Below are 20157 nucleotides of genomic sequence, written 5' to 3' on the forward strand. Positions count from 1 at the left end.
GCCAGGTGGTTCTGGAATAAACGGACATCCGCCAGTTGGTCGAGAACCGCCATCAGGCCCAGTTCATCATCGACCGCGATGTCGGGATTTTCCTGATTCTTTCTAAGCAGTTTCAAAACCTTCGCCGCAGAGGATTTCTGGCGCACCATGGCGTAAACCGGTACCCTGCGCCCCTGGGCATTAAACCAGCGGCGTTTGATCAGGGTTCGCTTCAGCCCCTGTTCCAGCTGCAGGTCTGTCCCCTCCTGCCAGGAGATCACTTCCACCTCCTTGCAGGAAAAATCCTCCCGATCATGCCGGCTGAGCAAAAAGACCGGTTCCAGTTCGCCGATCTTGGTGTCCTGACTCCAGACATTCTTCTCGAGAAAATCCAGAAACCGATTGAATTTTTCTTCGACGCCGGTTTCCCGTTCCCGTTGCGCAATCGCTGCAGCCAGGCTCATCAGGACTAATTTGCGCTTGGCTTCGAAACGCACTTATGATAGCGATCATCGAAGATGAGTAACAGCAGGTCGATCGGGTTGTTCACCGTATAGAGGTTGTTGTTCATCTCCAGAAAAGATGCATAAGGTTCCAGGACGGTATTCCTGAGGTAGCGGATCACCCCGTCGGCCGTATGAAAATAACTTTTTATGGTGGTGATGCAGGCTTGCTCGTCACCGCTGATCCCGAACATGTTGGCGAGCAAGCCGTAGGCGCGGTGTTTGACCTCATTGCGTCTGGTTTCGTCGCCGAGCAGTTGATCGATTTCGGCAAAGGAAGAAATCTGCAGAAACTTGAAAACCTGCTCGCGAACCATCCGGTAGCGGGTGCTCAAATGGGCTGCGGACAGTTGCCTGGCAAAGCGGCGGCTGTCTGCGGAGAAGGGGCCGTACCTTGCTGCGGACTCCCCTGTCGCAAAGGGGCCCGGCTGTTCAAGAATGCGAAAAATATTGTCCTTTTCCGGTTTCGTCATACATCCTCCCGTGGCCATCGGCAAGACCGATCAGTCCATGTTTTGTCGAGTGCTTCTTGCTTAAATTTATCAAAGATAAGCAGGCCTGGTGGAATCGGGGACATGATCGCCACAAGCGGAGAGGGCAGGAGAGGGTTGCGACTCGGGTCGTGACTCCCGGGGGCACACGCGGAAGGTTGAGGCATAACTGTTGAAATGATTCAACAATCGGGTATTCTGGTTAAAAAATTCGTCATTCGACGAAAGAAGGTCTTCGTCCGGGAAAAAAACGGATCCTATGACAGGCTAGAGGATGACTGTTTTCAAGACCCGATTGCATTGGTGGGTAGTGGTGGCGGCTCTCTTGCTCGGCACCCTGGCGGGCCTGGGTGCCTACACGTTCATGTATGCGGAAGGCATTTCCTACTTCAGCACCGACCCGGCAGCCTGCGCGAACTGCCACATCATGAACCCTCAATATGACTCTTGGCAAAAGGGCAGTCATCACGGAGTGGCGACCTGCGTGGATTGCCACCTTCCCGTCGGTTTTTTCGAAAAATACCTGGCAAAGGCCTCAAACGGGTACCATCACTCCAAGGGATTCACATTTCAGGACTTTCACGAGCCCATCATGATAAAGGAAGGCAACAGCCATATTCTTCAGGAAAACTGTCTGAGATGCCACGGGGACCTTGTCTCGGAAATGGTTCCAGGTTCCACCACCGACGAGGATGCCGTGCAGTGCGTCAAGTGCCATGGGGATGTCGGGCATGGCGAGACGGTGGGGCTCGGCGGTGCACTGCTGCCGGAAGAGTCATGACCACGGGAATCCGGAAGGAGCCTTGATATGGAATCGAAAAAAGACAGGAAAAAGTTCAAAGCCGTCGTTATCGGTGTCGCTGTTCTGGCGGCCATCGCCTCCGCCCTGGTTGTCGCCCTGCTCATGAATATCTTCGAGCGAAAGACAGAAGCGTTGAAACCTTACGTGAGACTGGTGGAGGTGAACAAAGACACCACCGATCCTGCCGTATGGGGCATCAACTGGCCCAAGCAGTACGACCTGTATTTACGCACGGCCGAGGCGACCCGGACCCGTTTTGGCGGCCACGGCGGCTCTGAAGCCCTGCCGGAAGCCAAGATCGAGCGAGACCCCTGGCTGAAGCGGATGTACCAGGGCTATGCTTTTTCCCTCGACTATCGGGACCGGCGCGGCCATGCCTACATGCTGCAGGATCAGGAAACCACCTTGCGTCTCACCAAACCCCAATCGGGGTCGTGCCTGCACTGCCATGCGTCGGTGATGCCCCTGTACCGGAAGCTGGGCGACGGCGATGCCGATAAAGGGTTCGAAAAGTCCTTTGGCATGAGTTACCAGGAGGCCAATCAGATGCTGCATGACATGGGGCATGCTCATCCGGTCTCCTGCGTGGACTGCCATTCCCCGAAGACCATGCAGATTCGGGTGACCCGCCCCGGGTTTATCCGCGGGATTCAGGCTTTGGCCGAAGGGGATGCCCCCGTGCCGCATCTGCCGTCCATCGAGCGGTGGCGCGCCGGCAGCCGAAAGGAGAAATACGATCCCAACAAGGACGCCAGCCGCAACGAGCTGCGCGGATTTGTCTGTGGCCAATGCCACGTGGAATACTATTGCGGCAGCAAGATGCCGCTGACCTTCCCCTGGGGCAACGGGTTGAAGATGGAAAACCTCGAGATGTTCTGGAATGAAACGAACTTCGAGGACGGTGAACGCTTCTACGATTTCAAGCACGCCGAATCCGGCGCCGGGCTTCTGAAAGCGCAGCATCCCGAGTACGAACTGTGGAGCCAGGGGATTCATGCGCGTAGCGGCGTGACCTGTGCCGACTGCCACATGCCCTACATGCGGGTTGGTGCCACCAAGATTTCCGACCACTGGGTGCGCAGCCCTCTGCTGAATGTCAACCGAGCCTGTCAGACCTGTCATCATTTCTCCGAGGAGGAATTGAAACAGCGTGCCGATACCATTCAGGACCGCAATTTCAAGCTGCTGCAGCGGGCGGGCGATGCACTGATGAGCCAGTTGGATGCCATCTCAGCGGCGAAGAAGGCGGGGGTTACGGAGGAGCAGTTGCGGCCATCTCTGGAGCTGCAGCGAAAAGCCCAGTGGCGCATCGACTATATCGCTTCGGAAAACTCCATGGGTTTCCATGCTCCGCAGGAGGCGGCCCGAATCCTCGGTGAAGCTTTGGACTATGCGCGACAGGGGGAGATTGCCGCCCTTCGGTTTGTCAAAGGTCCTTTACTCGAGACGGAACCGGCTGAAAGTAAGGTTCAGGGAACCGTCAAGGATGTCGATCCGGCGAGCAAGGCTGGAGACTGAAGCCGGGTTTAAGAAAAGAGGGGACTATTGAAATCTGGCACCAAAGCAAAAATTTAAAGCCAAAGGCCGATTTCGATCCCGATCCCGATTTGGATTTGGATAACAACCTGGAAAAATCCTTTTTTCCACGGCAGGTGACAAACGCGAGCGTTGCCACCTGCCGTTTTTGTATGTAGGCCGGGTTCGTATCGCCACCATGCGACTCCCCTTGGTCTATTCGACAATAAAGGGAATCCTGATCTCTCCGAAACTGGTGCCCTTCCTGGCATTGACCAGATCCGCGCGGAAGGTGACGCTGCCGACGTCGTCGCTGTCATCTTCGAAATAGAGGTAGCCATCGATCCTTCCGCCGCTGTTGAGCACTCCCTCGGGTAGGGCGCGTTGAATCATCTCCTCGGTGGGCAGATCGATCTGGACCCAGTAGGGGCGGTAGGTGCCGTAATAGTAGGGGTCGTAATAAAAAGGCTCCCGATAGGTTCCTATCCCCGGATAGTAGGGGCCGTAGCCGGGGGCGATTTCGAACCCCCTGTAACCGAATATCGGATCAACCACGGCGGTCGCTGTTTGCGAGACCTCGCCCTCGATCTGAAAGGGGGGCAGTGCGGAAAATCGCCTGCCGTCAGGGGCGACCAGCGCGAATTCCGTATAGGCGATCCGCAAGGGCTGACCACTGTTGTTCTCGACCACCACCCGAACGGGGGTGACCACCTCCTTGACATCGACCGGTCCGGGCCACTCGTCGGCCTGAGCGATCATTTTGACGCCGCCGACGGAAGAGCGCGCGGCTTCTTCCAGTCGGGGGACTGTTGTCGCAGAGGGTGCGGGCTTGAGGTCCGCAGCGCAGGCGGACAGAAAGGCGGACAGGACCAGTAAGCCGATCAGGTTTGGGAGGTTTTTCATCGCAGCACTCCTTTCGAGAACAGGATATAAAGAGGCCTTTGTAACCCGTTTGTTCCAGGAAATATAAAGAGGGGGGAGGGCACATCTTTCAGCGATAAGAGGCAGGTGGCAAATGAAATGAACCACCTGCCTCTGAATGGTAAATGCTATTGCCCAATGCGGGCACTAGTGCTCCTTCCCATAGCCCTTCATGACATCGGCCATGGACTCGTATTCCTCGTCGGGCATCTGCTCCAGTTTTTCAAGTACGGCTTTTGCCGCATGGTTCTTTCGGGCGTGTTCTATAAGATCCTTTCGGCCGGCGGGACAATCGATTCCCTTGAGGTACTTGGCCACGCCGATCGGACTGCCGCCTCCGGATGCCTTTGCCATTTTTTTCTCCTCTTTTTGGGGGGAAGAAATTTGCGCATAACTCATTGAATTTCTGGGGACATGTTATGCACAGACGGCTTTTCTTTTCTCCAGATTATATTCCATTGCAGCAAGGTTTAGGCTGGAACGGCAGTTCACAGGTTTCCAGAACCGGAGACCTTTCCCCAGGCCGACCAGCCTTTTTAATCCGAATTGCACCGCAAACGGCAACCCGACTGTTTGCCCCGTTTCAATCGGCACTTCCGATTGCCACTGGGTTCCGTCATGGAGATAGAATTGCCCGGGAGCCTGGGTCGCAAGGGCCGAGGTCAGGTCCTGTTCGTGCAATTCCTGGCCAAACAGTGTCCGGGCCAGGTGGACGGTCGAAGGTGCCGAGCTGCGGAATATCGCTTTGGTTCCCATATTTGTCAAAAGGGTGTCGGCATAGCAAGGCTTGATATCCTGATAAATCTGATCCGGATCCTCAAAATGGGCGCTGATCCAGGCCGGGGGCGGATTTTCCCCCTCCAGCATCTCTGTCACCGCCAGCAGGTTGGCAAAGAAATGCGCTTCATCCAGGTGGATGGCCATCGGAATTTTCAGGCGGATGCTCAAGCTTTTCAAGCATTCCAGAAGCATGCTCAGAAACACACGTCCAGTGGTCATGTCTCCATGGGAATCCGGCAGGACCACAAGGATAATATTCTTGCCGGCTCGAAGGCGCTCAAGAGGAAGGTTCCCACCCCCGGGTTTGAAGACCGCTGCGGATTTGCGAAACCAGGAGCCAAGAAGATCGCGCATTTCGTCCGGGGTTCCCATGCGCTCCAGAATATCGAGGATGTGCTGTCGGCCGCCATCGTCCCGTGTGTTGAATACCCGGGCGCCCGCCACCGCCAATCGAAACGTTCTGTGGACAAAGGCGGTAGCGCTGTTGTCCCAGCCTCGTCCCCAAAGGCTGAGCAGATTCTTGGCAATCTGGTGGGACGAGAACAGATTTTTGTCCATAGGGTCGATGGAAATGGAATATTCCGGCATGTTGGGCGCGAGAAGAACCAGATCCTCAAGGCGGTGGGCTTGGTCCGCCGCCTCATAGATGCTGCTGAATATTCGGGAATCACAGGCGGGATCAAAGACAACCACCGGGTGACCGGCGAGAATATCCTGTGAGGCAATATGGCGCAGCAATTCGGTTTTTCCCGATTGGGACAGACCAAACGTGGCCAGATGTCCGGCTCGCTGAGACGGAGACAGAAAAAGCCTTGATCCGTCTTCGCGTTGGCCTAGAAAGGTGTAGTCCACAAGACCTCTCTTAAGAACCGCCGCCAATACGGTTGGCCGGCCGGTTCAGTGCTGTAGAAAAAGTAAACGGGGCTGCGGGACCGCCGTAACCGATCGAGCTCCCTATGAAGAAGGCCATGAAAAGTAAAATCTCTTGGCCCGGCTTTTTTTGTGCCTGCACCCCGCACTCCTTTGGCGACAGACTGCAGGTCGGTCTTCGAGTTCATTAAGTTGCTGATTTTAAAAAGATTTCTCTTATTTAAAGGTTAGCAGCAAGGAGGATGTTATCAAGGGGGCAGTCCGTTTTGAATGAAGCTGACTGGAATCGTTGTCGGAAATCGCAATTCGGCCGGGCCAAAAAATGCACTTGTCGTCTGATCGACTGCACATGCAGGTTATCGACCCGGCTCCGCAGATCAACCGCAACAACGAAAAACGCGTCGGGACAATTAATGCTGCTTCTCCAGGTCGCCCTTTCGCGCTTTCAGCAGGTACCGTTCATAGTCGATCTCCCAGGGGGTGCGTACGCCCATCCGCCGGAAGACCGATACGGGTGGGCACCATCCCTGGATGCCGTGCTGCAGGAGAAATCCGGCCACGACCGTGGGCAGGGCGAACCATTTGCGGTTCACGAAGGTTCCCAGGCCCAGGCCGAGGAGGCTGAAGGTAGCGGCGTTGGTTTCCAGGGCCCGTTCGATGTCCCATTCCCGATCGAGCTGCTCGAGCCGCATGTCGATCGCTTCCGGCCCACCCTTGGAATAGAGTTCCACATTCATTTCCGTTTGACGCCGAATCTGTTCGTTGATTTCGGGATCGGTATGGCTTTCAACCCTGGAGGTCGATTTCGGAACAGGCATCGGTTGTCTCCTTTCCTGGCTCTGGGTTTCGTGAGAATGTCCTAAAAAATAAAGCAGGAAGACGAGAAGTTGCAACCGGCGCAGGCCAATTCTAACCGTTGCTAGTTTTGCAAAGCGTTTGCAAGGTCTTCTCATTATGGTAACCCTTTAAAGGGTTTTTTCCTCTGAAGGGCGGCCCTGCCCTCGATATCCGATGTCTTGATTTGTCATCCGGCGAAAGGTCCAGAAGATCGATGCCCCAGTTCCGCCAAATTTTTCCGATTCCCCGAATCCGGTTTTCAGCCTTTTTTGTCTGTTTCCTTGTTTTTCCCCGACTCCTATTCGCCGAAGCAACCATGCCATCCTCAAGCAATCCGGCGAGCAGCCCATTGCAGCTCGCCCCGATCATCGTGTCCGCCCCTCGCATCCCTTCCGCCATCGAAGGGGTTCCTTCGGCGGTGTCCGTGGTGGAGATGGAGGAGGTCGTGCCGGGAAAACCCCTGCTGACCCTGTTTGATCCCCTGAGTCGGGTTCCGGGGGTGCAGGTGAGCAACCGTCTTAATTTCGCCCAGGATCTGCGGGTTTCAATCCGCGGTTTCGGTGCCCGTTCGGCCTTCGGCATCCGCGGCATCCAGATCCTCGTGGACGGTCTGCCCTACACCCTCCCCGACGGCCAGAGCCAGATCGACGACATCGACCCGGAGGCGATCGAGCGCATCGAAGTGCTGCGGGGACCGATTGCCGCGCTTTACGGCAATTCCTCCGGGGGTGTCATCAACCTGCTGACCCGGGAGGGTTCCCCCGAACCCAGCCTGGAAGCCGCGATCGTGACCGGGGACTTCGGCCTGGTGAAAACCGTTTTGCAGGCGGGCGGCCAGGCTGACCGGACCAGCGGTTTTTGACCCTCTCCCGCCTGCAGATCGATGGCTTTCGCGACCACAGCGAAGCGGAAAGCTGGAAAGATGTTCGGCAGGTTCGGGTCGACCTGGACGATGTTTCCGACGCCACCTTTTCCGTCAGTCTCCTGGACTCTCCCAAACTGCAGGACCCCGGCGGTCTGGACCGGCAGCAGGCGGAGGATGATCCGAGGCAGGCCGCACCCCTCAGCCTTCGTTTCGATACCGGCGAGGAGGTCTCGCAGCAGCGTGTCGGCCTGGTTTACCGCCGGGCCATGACTCTGAACCAGAACCTGGAGGCGCTGGCCTACTACGGAGCGCGGCGGCTGGACAGCGCCATCCCCTTCCGCTTTATCGATCTTGACCGGGAATTCTTCGGCGCGGGGATCAAATACGACAGGACCCTTGAGCTGCTGGGGCTGTCCCATCGATGGTTTATCGGCGCCGATCTGCAGCGGCAGATCGACGATCGCCGCAACTTCGACAACCAGGGTGGAGCGCCGGGAGAAACCCTGCTTCTGGACCAGAAAGAGGAGGTGACCAGCCTGGGTGTTTACCTGCAGGATGAGATCCGCCTCTCCAAAAAATGGTCGCTGGTGGCGGGGGGGCGATTCGATTCGGTCAATTTCGATATCGATGACCATCTCCGGGCGGACGGGGATGACAGCGGAACCCGGGACTTTCATCAGACAACCGGACGGATCGGGGTCACCTGGCTGCCGCGGCCCGATTGGCAGCTCTATACCAGCATCGCCCAGTCCTTCGAAACCCCCACCGCCACTGAAGTGGTCAACCGCCCGCAAGGGGGCGGAGGGATCAACCCGGACATCGAGCCGCAGAAGGCCATCAGTTACGAAATCGGCCTGAAAGGGCTGGGGGATGGGCCCTTCACCTGCAGCCTGGCCCTGTTCCATATCCGACTCGAGGACGAACTGATCGCCTTTCGCGACCCGACCGACCGCGTGTTCTATCGCAACGCCGGCGAGTCCCGCCGCAACGGTTTGGAACTTGGCTTGAAGCGGGACATCACCGAAGGGTTCGAGATTAATCTGGCCTATACCTATCTGGATGCCGAATTCGATAGCTACGAGAAGAACGGCCTCGACCTGAACGGGAACCAGGTCCCGGGCCTGCCCAAACACCAGGTTTTTGGGGAAATCGTTTATGAACACCCATCCGGGTTTTACGCCGCCCTCGAATCCTTGTGGGTCGGCGAATCCTACGCTGACGATGAAAATACAGTGAAGAGCGAGAGGTTCGTCCTGGTGAACCTGCGCACGGGTGTGACCAAAAATTTCGGGCGCTGGCGGATATCACCTTTTTTAGGGGCGGAAAACCTGCTGGACGAATCCTACAGCAGCAACGTGCGCATCAACGCAAGCGGCGGCCGCTACTTCGAGCCCGGTCCCGGTGTCAACCTGTACGGAGGAATCCGGATCGCTTATCTTCATGATTGAAGCACGGCCGATCCTGAGCTGGTGCCAGGAATGGTATGCGCTAAAATTGTATTCAAAATAAAAGAGAAAGGAGGAGATCATGGACAGGGAAGGCTACAGGGACATTTGTGAGCTGATGGCGTCGGGCAAGGAAATTTATGTGCGCGACTCGTACACTGCGGAAGAAGCCAGGGTGGAAAAGTGCAGTGAGGACCATTTCCTGGTGAAGACCAGGGCGGGTAAAGAGTATGAGTGGGACTATCACGATTGCGAGATCACCCAGGGCTCGCTGCTATAGCAGATGCCGGAGCGCTTGCAATGCCGTACCGATCTTTGATGACCCCGACTTCTCAGGAGGAAAGTCGGGATTTCTTTTTCCCGAAACCCGGTGGGTTCAGACCAAGGGACCGGACAGGATTCAGCAAATCCCGCAACTCCTCATTATATAAGAGATTTTTTCCAAATCCGCTTCGGTTCCTGCGTTGACAGGGTTCAATAGGATGTTAACGTGAAGATATGGCTTAAATGCTCCCGCCACGTTTACATGCAATTTGCTCCGGCAGAACAATCCCATGATTCGACAACCCAATAAAGGAGAAGAATGATGAAGATTTCATCGACATTCTCGGCATTGGCCGCGGCAATCCTGGTTTTATTCCTCGGTTTGCCGGCCGCAGCTCAGAATCCGGAACAGATCCAAGGCATGCAGGTTCAGAACGAGCAAGGGGAACAGATCGGTACCGTGCAAGATGTCATTACAGGCCCCAATCAGCAGATCGAGGCCGTGATTATTGAACGAGGGGGGTTTTTCGGAATGGGCGGAGAGACGGCTGAAATCCCCTGGACGGAAATCGAACAGGGGGCGGATGCCCTGATTATTTCCGAAGCCCAGGAACAGCAGCTTGCCGCTCAGTCACAACAGGGTCAGCAGCAACAGCAACAGCCGGAGCAGCAAGGTCAGGTCGCTCAGCAGGAGCGACAGGCCCAGGATGAAAGCGGACAGATCATCGTTCAGCAGCCCGCTCCGGAAGTCATGGTAGATCAACCGGACCCCGAAGTTCGGGTCCAACAGCAGGAACCGGAAGTCCGGGTCGGCCAACAACCGCCTCAAGTAACGGTGGAGCAGCAGCCGCCGGAGATCCAGGTTGAGGTAGAACAGCCAAAGCCGGAGGTCACCGTTCAGCAGCGTCAGCCGCAGGTCGAAGTGCAGCAGCAGGAGCCGCAGGTTGCCGTGGAGCAGCCCGAGCCCGAAGTGCAGGTGCGGCAGCAGGAGCCTGAAGTTGCTGTCCAGGAAGGCAAACCTGAAGTCCAGGTCACCGAGCAGGGACAGCCTCAGGTTTACGTCGAAGAGCAGGAACAAGCCCAGGTGCAGGTCGAGCGGCAGGGCGAGCCCCAGGTGGAAGTGGTGACCAAGGAGCCTCAGGAGCAGCAACAATCGATCGCTCAGATGAGCACTGAGGAAGTGAGAAACCTGTTGGGACAGGACATCGTTGACCAGAACAATGAAAGCCTGGGAACGATCGAGAAAGCCTTTGTGGCCGCGGACGGCACGGTTGAATATCTGATCGTCCAGGGTGAGCAGGACCAGATGCATCCGATTCCCGTCGAGCTGGTTCAGAAAGGGCAGGAAGGTCAGCCCTTAACGGCGCAGATCGACAAGCAGACCTTTGACAATTCACCGATGGTCACGGAGCAGGAGGAGCAACTTTTGGGCCAGCAGCCCCTGGAGCAGGAGATCCAGACTCACTACGGAATCGCTCCTGAATTTCAACAGCAGGACCAGCAATCGCCCCCGTCGGGGCAGCAGCAGGATCAGCAAAGCCAACAGCCGGCCCAGCAGCAGCCCCAGTCGCAATAACACCTGTTCTGAGAAGAATTCTGCCGCTTCCTGTCCCGCCCCCAGGGCGGGATTTTTTTTCTATATAGGGAAAAATTTTGCACAGATTGGGTTGAACTGCAGGAGAATTTTTATTGGAAGCAATCTCCCGCTTCTCATAAGACAAATTTTTCCAATGAAAAATGCTCTGTTCCGGACATCGATTCGGTCCTCGGGATCAGGGGAATTTCTTTTATATGGGCTCTTGCTACCCTTTCCTGGTCTCGGCTCTTCCCTTACCTGCACCAATTCCCTCTCTTCTTCAATATATCTGCCATTTCCTCGGAACAGGGGAGCATTCTTATAAGTAATTTCTCGTTTAATCTTTTCAATTATAGTTCAAGTAAGTTATTAGAAAAATAGTGTAAGTATCTAATAAATAATATTATTTCTCCTTCCCATGTTGACTTTGTCATGGGGAGGGATAGGTTGGATAGTACTAACCATTTAAATCGAAGAAAGGAGATTCATGAAAAAACGCCCCGAAAAAAAAGATTCGAGAAAGGAGATACTTCCCATGTTTGCAAATTACAGAAAAGTCTCGAAAGATCTGCTGATGATGCAGATGTTTCCCAGAGCTGTCCTTTTCAGTTGCCTGCTGTTTCTGGCAGGCTTTCTGACACCCACCTTAGTCGGCGCCCAATCCGAAGGGCAGATGCAGACGGATGCCGGGCAGATGCAGACCGATGCTGCAGAAATGCCGACTGACACCGGTGCAATGCAGCAGGACACCGGTGATATGCAGGCAGAAGTCGCCGAAACTCCGGCACCCGGCCGGATTGCGGGACCGGTTCCGGAGATATCCGACCCACAAGCTCCTTACGCCGGATTCCCCACCAACATCCCGCCGGTTCCCGCGCCGGAGCAGATGATCGAGGGCACCACTCCCTCGTCCCCTGAAGAAGTCGAGCAGCTTGCCAACCTCTACCTCCCCCATGCCATGCTGTTCCAGTCTGGAACCTATGCCCGGCAAGTGGTCGGAGACGCCGCTCAGTGGAACGGCCCCTACATGCAGCCCGAGCCTGAGCTGATGACCGAGGAAGCCTCCGAAATTCTGACCCTCTATCCCCGCTCGCTGTTGACCCCCGAAGGTCAGAACGTGTTCGAGACCCTCGCCGACGAGGAGCTTTGGCAGGCCTTGTCCGAAATCGGTTTCAATCTGATGCACCCCACAGCCTTCCAGCAGGCCGGCTCCGTGGTCGGGACCGATCTTCAGTATTCGGTGGACGGCGGTTTCGACCGCATCTCCCTGATTCCCGAACCGCTCCTGGGTGACGCCGAAGATGTCCGCCAACTGGTGGAGACGACCAGAGATTTCGACGCCATCATCGCCGGCGACATCATCCCCCTGCATCTGGGGGCGGGATACGATTTCCGCCTGGCCCAGATGAACTATGCCGATTATCCCGGCCTGTTCAATATGATCGAAGTCCCTGAAGAGATGTGGGATATGCTGCCGATGCCGCAAGAAGATTGGGGCTTCCACGTCATGCTCAACGACGAGATCGAGCCCTTTATCGATAACGGTCTGGTCCCCGGTCGTTTCGATGTTCTGCTCGGCCGGGAGGCGACCAGGGACTGGAGCGGCTGGTGCGCCACCGGACCGATCCTGGGCGTCGACGGCCAGGTCCGCCGCTGGCTCTACGCTTTCATGTTCAAGCCGGAGCAGCCGGCTTTGAACTGGATGGATCCCACCTACAATGCCCGCTATATCCAGGCTGCCGACATTATCCGGCACGTGGAGGATTACGGGACCATCATCAACCGGCTCGATGCCGTGCCGTTTCTCGGCCTGGAGCCGCAGGCGGATTCTCCGCTGATCAGCATCTACGCCACTCCGCTGGCGATCAACGGCACCGACGATCTGGCCTTCATGCACCGCAAGCTCGGCGGCTGGACCTGGGTGGAGCTCAACGTGCCGGCCTCCGACTACAAAGTGTTCATGGAGAACGGGCCTGACGTCGGATACGACTTCTTTACCCGCGCCCAGACGGTTCACCCCCTGATCACGGGCGACGCTCGCATCCTGCGGGTGGCCCATCGTTCCCTTCTCGATGCCGACATCGATCACAGCCGGCTGATTCATGAACTGCAGAACCACGATGAAATTGCCTACCAGCTGATCAACCTGCGCTCGCAGGAGCAGGTCCAGTACGGCGATGAGACCCTCGGCGGCACAGAGCTGGCGGACCGGATCCTGAGCCAGATGCAGCAGGCGACCGCTCCCCCCGCAGCACCCTATAACGCCCTCTACCGGCCGGCCCAGAACGGCCTCGCCACCACCTATGCCGGCTTTATCGGTCCGGCTCTCGGGATCAATCCCTATGAAGCCAGCCCCGAGCAGGTGGATACAATCAAGCAGGCTCACGTCATGCTGGCGGTGGTCAACGCCATGCAGCCAGGGGTCTTCGGTGTTTCCCAGTGGGATCTGGTCGGGGCCCTGCCGGTGGACCGCGATCTGGTCACCGCGCGGATCGATGAGGGGGACATGCGCTGGCTCAACCGCGGCGCCGTGGACCTGATGGGGACCAGCGAAGCGAGCACCAGCGCCTTCGGCCTGCCCGAGGCGCAGAACCTCTACGGTCCCATCCCGCAACAACTGGAAGATCCCGAGTCCTTCGCCAGCCAGGTGAGGGATATCATCCAGGCCCGCAAACGGTACGACATCTCGGATGCCGAAGTGCTCGCTGTGCCGGCCCTTCAAAGCCAGGCCATTTTCGCCCTGGTGATGAGACTGCCTGATAATGGCGGATATGCCGTGACGGCGGCCAACTACAGCCGTGATCCGGCCAGCGTAACGATCGACCTGGGGCAGTTTGTGCAGGGATCGGCTGCTCTCCAGGGAACTCCGAGGGACATCATTGCCGACTCCGATGCCGGCACGTTCAATGGCACTCAGTTGACCTTCGATGTCGAAGGACTGACCGGCCGGACGATCGTGATCGAAGGGGCCCCCGGGGTTGATAACGGCATGCAGCCCGGTGCTCCCGTCGACAACGGTTCGGCAGCACCGATCGAAGGCAGCGGCAGTGCTGCTGCCGTCGAAAACGGTTCCACCGGCCAGGTCGAGGGCAGCGGCAGCGCGGCGATTGTTGATAACGGATCGGCAGCCGGATCCGGCAGCGCCGGCAGCAGCATGGAATTTGTCGATGCCAATGGAGATCCGATCGAGGGCAGCGGCAGCGGCGCGACTGTTGACGATGGCTCCGGCCAATAATTGACCAGAAGAGGTCAACTCTCCCTCCCCCTTTACCGGGGGAGGGTTTAGGAGAGGCCACCATGGCGCTCAAAAGTACTTGGTTTAAATGGCTTCTACTCCTTGTTCTCGTCCCCCTGATGATTTGGGGCGGAGAGGCAGGGGGTCAGTCTGCCCCAGGTCAACTGACGGTCATCGGCTTCCACCCGGACAAAGCCCGCTACAACCCCGGCGATCAGGTGGAACTGATCGCGACCGTCCGCAACGACGATATGGATGTCTTTTTCTCCGGTCCCCTTCGCCTGCAGGTCAGACATCTTGACAGCGAAGTGCTGCAGCAGGAGCGACAGGTCAACCTTGGTCCCGGGGAAACGGCAACGGAAACCTTTACCTTGACCGCCCCCGACGCGGATTTTACCGGCTATCTGGCGACCATCTCCTGGGGGCAAGAGGAGGCGGTGAGCACCGGGTTCGATGTGAGCTCCACCGCCGTCCGATACCCCCGCTACGGCTATATTGCGGAATTTTCCCTGGAAAGCCGGGATCTTCTCAGGGACAGCATCCCCCTGCTGGCCAGGGAGTACCACCTGAACATGTTTCAGTTCTACGACTGGTTCTGGCGCCATGAAAATCTGATCAAGAAGGAAAACGGAAATATCGCCGATACCTGGATCGATCTTTTTGGACGGCGCAACAACTGGTCGGTCATCCGCGATCTCGTCCAGACCGCCCACGATTACAACGCCCTCGCCATGGCTTATGTCATGGCCTACGCCGCCCGGGAAGACTATGCGGAATTGTGGCCGATCTCCCCTAAGTGGGGGGTTTTCGACAGCCCGTCAGCGGACAATCAGCTCAGCGTGGAATTCGGACCGGACGGACCCTTCATGTTCCTCTTCAACCCGGCCGATCCCGGCTGGGAAAACTGGCTCATTCCTCAGTATGTGGAGGCCGTCAACCTGGGCGGGTTCGATGGGGTCCATATCGATCAGTTCGGCCCGCGCTATGAGGTGTTCGGCGGGGACGGCCGGCCTGTCGATCTGCCCAACGCCTTCGCTGTTTTTCTCGACAGCGTCAAGGAAGCTTTGGTCGAGAATGACCTGGAAAACAGCGTCTGCACCTTCAACATCGTGGACGGCAAGGTGGACGGATGGGCAGCCCCGGACATCGCCAGGAACCAGAGCTGCGATTTCCTCTACAGTGAAATCTGGTTCTCAACAAACACCTACGACGACCTGCTCAACTATATCGAGTACCTGCGCAACAGGGGCGGAAACCGGGCATTGGTGCTGGCCGCCTATTCCAATTACAACGAGCAGATCGGGCCGATTTTCGAGGCCGAGAACGCGGATCAGCTGGCGGGGGGCGAGGTGGCTGCCGATCATCAGGGCTATACAGGGACCGGGTTTGTGGTGGGTCTCAACGAGCCGGGTGATTCCCTGACCTGGACCGTTGACGGCCCGGAAGAGGACGCCAACGTCACCTATGTCATCCGCTTTGCCAACGCCACCGGCTCCGTCGCCACCCGCAACCTCTATCTGGACGGGCGCTTTATCGGCCGGCTTGAATTTGGTGCCCGGGACCAGTGGAGCACCTGGGGAACCGATGCCTGGGCGCAGGCGGTGACCGGCCCGGGACCGCACGAGGTGCGTCTCGCCTTCGATGCCGACAACATCGGCGCTGTCAATATCGACCACCTGCAGTTGGGGCAGTTCGACGAGCGTTCGGTGCGGCTGGAGAACGCCGTGATGTTCGGCAGCGGGGCGACCCATATCCAGTTGGGGGACAATATTCAGAGCCTGGCCCACGAATTTTATCCCAACCGGTCCAAAAGCCTGACCTCCGCCCTGCGCCGGGCCCTCGAGCGCCAGTACGATTTCATCACCGCCTACGAAAATCTCCTGTTCGATCCCGCACTGCAGTTGAAAGGGGATGCGGAGGATGTCCTCGAAACCACAACCGGACAGGCGCTGGAGCCTGCCGAAGGGGGCCGTCTGTTTACCATCCAACGGCAGCGGGATGAATGCGACATCCTGCACCTGGTCAACCTCATCGGCGTCAATGACGAACTTTGGCGCAACGAGGCAACCACACCGACTTTTCAGCAGGGGATCGGTCTGAGGTACTACCCGCCGGAAGCGGAAGAAATCGGCAAGGTCTGGATGGCGACTCCGGACTTCGGGGACATGGTGCCGATCCCGCTTGAGTTCGGTCGGGGAGAGGACGATCGGGGGGCGTACGTCGAACTGACCGTTCCCCGGCTGGAATACTGGAACATGCTTGTTTTTGAGCGGCAGCCCTCCGGGACAAATTCCTCGCGGCAGGGTTAAAACCTAGGCTTGTTCGATCCCCGGCTTGAAAGGCCGGAGTTTCGACGGCAGGAAGGAGCACACTCATGAAAGGATTAAATGAACCCCGGAATTCATCGTTGATTTTTCTGTTCGCCTCCCTGCTTGTGCTGTTCATCGGCATTCCGGACAGCTTTTCGCAGACTCCAGGGCCTCCATCCACCTATGAAGCCGAGGCAGGGACGCTCAACGGCGTGGGGGTCGAAGACCGCTACCCCGGCTTCACCGGAAACGGTTACGTCGCGCAGTTCGGTCAGGCGGGCGACTCCATCGAGTTCGTCATCTCCGTTCCCCGGCAGGATTACTAGACCCTGCGCTTCCGCTTCCTGAATGGGTCGGGGTCCCCCGCTGTGAGGACTCTATTGCTCGACGGCAATAAAGTGCCGGGAACCACCCGTTTCCGCAATCAGTTCGGATTCACCGATGCGGGTCCCGGGGTGCAGTGGTTGACCCTGGACGAATCCCTGCAGCTTTCCGCCGGCGAGCACCGGATCGCCCTGGAATTCCAGTCAGGCAACGACACGGGGGAGGTGCTCATCGATCATCTGCAGGTGCTGGACGAAACCAATCCCTCCATGACCTCCACCCGCAGCCTGATGATGAACAACTGGACGGATCTGGTGGGCATCCACCATTCCTCGGTCCTGGCCCCGGACGACGACACGGAGTTCGGCCCGCGGCTGGCTGCGCTGCATTACAAGCAGGATTGGCCGGTCAACCAGATCGACGGCGCCACCGCCTATTTTCGCGACGAAAGTACCGGCCAGGCCTATACCGACGTGCACAGCTTCGATTCGGACCTCTATTTCACGGAAGACGGTCTCATGCACGTGGATTACCTGAACTACGGCGAGGAAGCACTGCCGGTGGCGATCTCCAAGGAGTATGCCATGGTGCCGAACCAGCCGATTCTGCTGGCGCGCTACCGGTTGGAGAATGTGACCGGCACGACACGGACCATCGATCTGATGGAGATGGCCGACCTGAACCCGGCCGGGGACTCCGGTCAGCAGGTCAATGCCACCTGGCATTCCGATGTGAACGCCTGGATCGCGGACCTGAGCGCGACCAACGGCACCTATCTGGTTCTGGGGACCTTCGGTTCCGTAACCAGCCACGGGGCCGGGCAGCCGGCCGAGGGGCAGACGATGGGCCAGGGGTCCGACCTGCTGGGCCAGTTTGAAAGCCAGGGGACTCTCCAGAACAACTCGAAGTCAATGCCGATGACGCTTCCATGGCGATTATCCGATCGGCAGAGATCCCTGCCGGGGAGAGTGCCGAAGTCACTTCTACTACTCCGTCCAATCGAACTTCAACGATGCCATGGCCGTGGCGCAGTGAGTAGCGGCAACCCGCAGTCCTGGTTCGATCAGACAGCCGGAGGCGTGGCGGCAGTGGCTGGCCCGCCGCTCCATCGTCAGATACGGGCGATCCCGGCGTCGACCGGGCCTACACCCGCAACCTGATTCTGCTGCGTCATTCCCAACAGCCCGAGTTCGTTTGCCGCATCCACCAACCTCGGCCTACAACTACTACTGGTCTGGCCCCGCGACGTAGCATCTCCGCCCTGTCCCTGACGGCGGCTGGGTATACATTACGCGGAGGCGGAAAAGTACCGGTTCTGGATGGCCGGGGTGCAGGAAACCGGTCCGGGCCGACTTTGGGGGCAAGACCTTCATCACCAACTTTCCCAACGGCACCTGGTACACCAACTACAGCTACTGGCAGCGGGACGAGCCGGATCGATTTCATCCAGCCCGAGCGGATTCGGTGGGCCAGTTCCTGATCGGGGCTATCATCACTGGCGGCTGCTCAACCAGGAAGACAGACCAGACAGCAGTTCCTGAACCGCATCTTATCCGGACGTGATCGATTCGGCCGAGTGGGTATCGGATAACGTCGCACCCGCAGGTCAGGAAGAGTTCGGCTTCGGACCGCCCGGCTACTCGGTGTGGGAAGAGGATTTCGAGTATGCCACCTACACCCAGGTCACCTACGCCTCGGGACTCAATGCCGCGCGGCTGCTGGCCGAGCAGATGGGGCAGAGCGAGCGGGCCCAGCGCTGGCTGGAGGACGCCCGGACCATTCGGGACAACCTGCTGGATCCGGTCGATTCGGAGCCCTGCGGCGGCATGTGGGATCCGGCCGAGCAGTATTTCATCCGCGGCATTCTGGCTCCGGCGGCCACCGATTCGGGTACATGCGAGCCGAATCCAACCCGCGTCGACGGTGCCACCAACCTGATCTGGGTGTTCGGCCTGATGGCGGTCGACGATCCCATGGTCCAGTCCCACCGGTTGAAAATACTCGATGAGCTGACCCCGCCCTACCAGCTTCCCCTCGACGAGGATGCGCTGGGCCAGTTCGAGCCGGAGGTGGACTTCGGCATGGGCATTTCGCGCTACGTCGGCGACACCTTCTACTATACCAGCGAGTTCAATCCCGGTGGGCAGCGGGAATCCACGGTGCCGATGCCCTCCTGGCCCTGGATGGGGTCCTACATGAGCATGGCCGAACACTGGCTCGGCATGGACGATCTCGCCTTCGCCCGACTCCAGTGGTACGTCAGCGTGACCGGCATCGGCTTCATGCCGACCGGAGAAGCGGTGGACTGGAACACCCAGCAGCCGCTGGTCAGCACCATGTCGCAGCCCGATGACGGGGGTTACAACATGCAGATCGCGCTGCTCAACTACCTCGATCTGTTCGATCCCCGGCTGCCGCCGCTGGATTAGACCTCATGGTTTTATGAGCACCTTCAGGACAGGATAAGTCATGAAAATCAAAAGTATCGACATTGTACCGAAGACCGCATTCAAGAGCGGATGGGACACCCAGCGGATATGGGACTGGTTTCAATCGGTGCGATTATCCCATCTCCTGACCGCCATGGCCGATGTGCTCGCCGGATATCTGATCATCGCCGGCAGCGATTTTCGCTTGAGCCTGATCGCGCCGCTGCTTCTCTCGGCCGGCTGCCTCACTGCCGCCGGCAGTATCCTGAACGAGCTGCAGGCGATGCAGGACGGCCGCCAGGAACCCGGACCTTTGCCATTTCGGCAGGGGGTGCTGCTCTGCCTGGCTCTGTTCGGCTCCGGACTGGGCGCTGCCTCGATGGCCGGAGGCGTCGCCCTTTTAGGGGCAGTGGTCGTTACAGGCCATATGGCCGCCTACTACCTGTTTTTCAAATCGGGGACAATACTCGGCCCCGCGGCCATGGGGCTTTTCCGGGCCGAGTTTCTGTTTCTCGGCATGGCGCCGGTGGTCTCCGGGGCCAACATGGTCATGCTGCTGCCCCTGCTCACCTTCGGCTATGTTTTTCTCCTGGCCTTCCTTGAGCAACAGGAGGCGCGGGAAGAACCTTCATTCTCAGGCCGTTGGATTACTGTGGGGGCGGCGGTTCTGTACCTGGCTCTTTTCGGTCTGGTTGCGGTCCATTTTCTGAAATTCGACGCGCTGCCCTTCCTGTTGCTGCTCCTGCTCTTTACCGGACCGGCCCTTTTTCGCTGCTTCCTCCGGCCGCGGTCCCTGCCTTCCCGCTCAACTGCCAACGTTCTGCTTTTTGGAATTCCGTTGCTCAGTGCCGTTTATGTCGCCGGCGTCCAGGGTTGGCTCTTCGGTATCCCGGTCGCTCTGTTCATCCTTCCCGGGTTCTGGCTCTTTTGGAAGAGGCGCGGTGACAAGCAGACATCGATTCCAGACGGGGAAGGGTAGGGCCTGAAAGAGGCAGCAGAAAAGGAGAGGAGA

18 protein-coding genes are annotated in these 20157 nt (G+C 58.1%); 12 read left to right on the plus strand and 6 right to left on the minus strand.

The window, feature by feature from the left end:
• Together R2940_07380 and R2940_07385 are read right to left on the minus strand one after the other, a co-directional pair.
• A partial coding sequence (locus tag R2940_07380; GenBank protein ID MEZ4599594.1) for a hypothetical protein occupies window positions 1-443 on the minus strand: 443 nt, incomplete at its 3' end.
• A gap of 5 nt (window positions 444-448) precedes the next feature.
• Window positions 449-955 (minus strand): hypothetical protein, encoded by a 507-nt coding sequence (locus R2940_07385; GenBank protein ID MEZ4599595.1) that lies wholly within the window; start codon window positions 953-955, stop codon window positions 449-451.
• 292 nt (window positions 956-1247) lie between these two features.
• On the opposite strand from R2940_07385, the gene nrfH reads away from it, so the two are divergent.
• The gene (gene nrfH, locus R2940_07390; protein MEZ4599596.1) at window positions 1248-1754 is read left to right on the plus strand and encodes a cytochrome c nitrite reductase small subunit; all 507 of its coding nucleotides are present in this window, start codon (window positions 1248-1250) and stop codon (window positions 1752-1754) included.
• A gap of 27 nt (window positions 1755-1781) precedes the next feature.
• Window positions 1782-3293: an ammonia-forming cytochrome c nitrite reductase subunit c552 gene (locus tag R2940_07395; protein ID MEZ4599597.1), complete on the plus strand. Its 1512-nt coding sequence runs from the start codon at window positions 1782-1784 to the stop codon at window positions 3291-3293.
• 213 nt (window positions 3294-3506) lie between these two features.
• Here R2940_07395 and R2940_07400 read toward each other — a convergent pair whose 3' ends face one another.
• The 4 genes from R2940_07400 to R2940_07415 all read right to left on the minus strand — a co-directional run bounded on the left by R2940_07400 (window position 3507) and on the right by R2940_07415 (window position 6679).
• The gene (locus R2940_07400; GenBank protein MEZ4599598.1) at window positions 3507-4193 is read right to left on the minus strand and encodes a hypothetical protein; all 687 of its coding nucleotides are present in this window, start codon (window positions 4191-4193) and stop codon (window positions 3507-3509) included.
• 165 nt (window positions 4194-4358) lie between these two features.
• Window positions 4359-4565 carry a DUF2795 domain-containing protein gene (locus tag R2940_07405; protein MEZ4599599.1) on the minus strand — a complete coding sequence of 69 codons (207 nt, stop codon included), beginning with the start codon at window positions 4563-4565 and terminating at the stop codon, window positions 4359-4361.
• A gap of 63 nt (window positions 4566-4628) precedes the next feature.
• On the minus strand, window positions 4629-5843 hold the full coding sequence (locus R2940_07410; GenBank protein MEZ4599600.1) for a hypothetical protein: 1215 nt from the start codon (window positions 5841-5843) through the stop codon (window positions 4629-4631).
• A 428-nt stretch (window positions 5844-6271) separates the two neighbouring features.
• Entirely contained in the window at window positions 6272-6679 is a 408-nt protein-coding gene (locus R2940_07415; protein ID MEZ4599601.1) for a hypothetical protein, read from the minus strand.
• 335 nt (window positions 6680-7014) lie between these two features.
• Between R2940_07415 and R2940_07420 the strand changes: the two genes are divergently transcribed.
• The 10 genes from R2940_07420 (at window position 7015) to R2940_07465 (ending at window position 20124) form a co-directional block, all read left to right on the plus strand.
• Window positions 7015-7560, plus strand: a complete 546-nt coding sequence (locus tag R2940_07420; GenBank protein MEZ4599602.1) for a TonB-dependent receptor plug domain-containing protein — start codon at window positions 7015-7017, stop codon at window positions 7558-7560.
• Window positions 7557-9011, plus strand: a complete 1455-nt coding sequence (locus R2940_07425; protein MEZ4599603.1) for a TonB-dependent receptor — start codon at window positions 7557-7559, stop codon at window positions 9009-9011. Before R2940_07420 ends, R2940_07425 begins: the two co-directional genes overlap by 4 nt.
• Before the next feature lie 79 nt (window positions 9012-9090).
• Window positions 9091-9288, plus strand: coding sequence for a hypothetical protein (locus tag R2940_07430; GenBank protein ID MEZ4599604.1), 198 nt, complete (start codon window positions 9091-9093; stop codon window positions 9286-9288).
• A 303-nt stretch (window positions 9289-9591) separates the two neighbouring features.
• Window positions 9592-10848, plus strand: coding sequence for a PRC-barrel domain-containing protein (locus tag R2940_07435; GenBank protein ID MEZ4599605.1), 1257 nt, complete (start codon window positions 9592-9594; stop codon window positions 10846-10848).
• A 535-nt stretch (window positions 10849-11383) separates the two neighbouring features.
• Window positions 11384-14083, plus strand: a complete 2700-nt coding sequence (locus R2940_07440; protein MEZ4599606.1) for a hypothetical protein — start codon at window positions 11384-11386, stop codon at window positions 14081-14083.
• 62 nt (window positions 14084-14145) lie between these two features.
• Window positions 14146-16392: a glycoside hydrolase family 66 protein gene (locus tag R2940_07445; protein ID MEZ4599607.1), complete on the plus strand. Its 2247-nt coding sequence runs from the start codon at window positions 14146-14148 to the stop codon at window positions 16390-16392.
• A 65-nt stretch (window positions 16393-16457) separates the two neighbouring features.
• On the plus strand, window positions 16458-16718 hold the full coding sequence (locus R2940_07450; GenBank protein ID MEZ4599608.1) for a hypothetical protein: 261 nt from the start codon (window positions 16458-16460) through the stop codon (window positions 16716-16718).
• A gap of 42 nt (window positions 16719-16760) precedes the next feature.
• Entirely contained in the window at window positions 16761-17876 is a 1116-nt protein-coding gene (locus R2940_07455; GenBank protein ID MEZ4599609.1) for a hypothetical protein, read from the plus strand.
• A gap of 483 nt (window positions 17877-18359) precedes the next feature.
• A complete protein-coding gene (locus R2940_07460) occupies window positions 18360-19145 on the plus strand; it encodes a hypothetical protein (protein MEZ4599610.1) in 786 nt (261 codons plus the stop codon).
• A 40-nt stretch (window positions 19146-19185) separates the two neighbouring features.
• Complete coding sequence (locus tag R2940_07465; protein ID MEZ4599611.1) at window positions 19186-20124, plus strand: hypothetical protein; 939 nt, start codon at window positions 19186-19188, stop codon at window positions 20122-20124.
• Window positions 20125-20157: the final 33 nt, after the last annotated feature.

It is taken from the genome of Syntrophotaleaceae bacterium (assembly GCA_041390365.1).
Classification (GTDB): Bacteria; Desulfobacterota; Desulfuromonadia; order Desulfuromonadales; family Syntrophotaleaceae; genus JAWKQB01.

Bases quoted from the DNA above. Each gene is read 5' to 3' on its own strand.
- R2940_07440 (MEZ4599606.1), top strand. From the start codon at position 11,384: ATGTTTGCAAATTACAGAAAAGTCTCGAAAGATCTGCTGATGATGCAG.
- R2940_07465 (MEZ4599611.1), top strand. From the start codon at position 19,186: ATGAAAATCAAAAGTATCGACATTGTACCGAAGACCGCATTCAAGAGC.
- R2940_07400 (MEZ4599598.1), bottom strand. From the start codon at position 4,193: ATGAAAAACCTCCCAAACCTGATCGGCTTACTGGTCCTGTCCGCCTTT.
- R2940_07385 (MEZ4599595.1), bottom strand. From the start codon at position 955: ATGACGAAACCGGAAAAGGACAATATTTTTCGCATTCTTGAACAGCCG.
- R2940_07450 (MEZ4599608.1), top strand. From the start codon at position 16,458: ATGAAAGGATTAAATGAACCCCGGAATTCATCGTTGATTTTTCTGTTC.
- R2940_07405 (MEZ4599599.1), bottom strand. From the start codon at position 4,565: ATGGCAAAGGCATCCGGAGGCGGCAGTCCGATCGGCGTGGCCAAGTAC.
- nrfH (MEZ4599596.1), top strand. From the start codon at position 1,248: ATGACTGTTTTCAAGACCCGATTGCATTGGTGGGTAGTGGTGGCGGCT.
- R2940_07435 (MEZ4599605.1), top strand. From the start codon at position 9,592: ATGATGAAGATTTCATCGACATTCTCGGCATTGGCCGCGGCAATCCTG.
- R2940_07445 (MEZ4599607.1), top strand. From the start codon at position 14,146: ATGGCGCTCAAAAGTACTTGGTTTAAATGGCTTCTACTCCTTGTTCTC.
- R2940_07420 (MEZ4599602.1), top strand. From the start codon at position 7,015: ATGCCATCCTCAAGCAATCCGGCGAGCAGCCCATTGCAGCTCGCCCCG.
- R2940_07395 (MEZ4599597.1), top strand. From the start codon at position 1,782: ATGGAATCGAAAAAAGACAGGAAAAAGTTCAAAGCCGTCGTTATCGGT.
- R2940_07430 (MEZ4599604.1), top strand. From the start codon at position 9,091: ATGGACAGGGAAGGCTACAGGGACATTTGTGAGCTGATGGCGTCGGGC.
- R2940_07415 (MEZ4599601.1), bottom strand. From the start codon at position 6,679: ATGCCTGTTCCGAAATCGACCTCCAGGGTTGAAAGCCATACCGATCCC.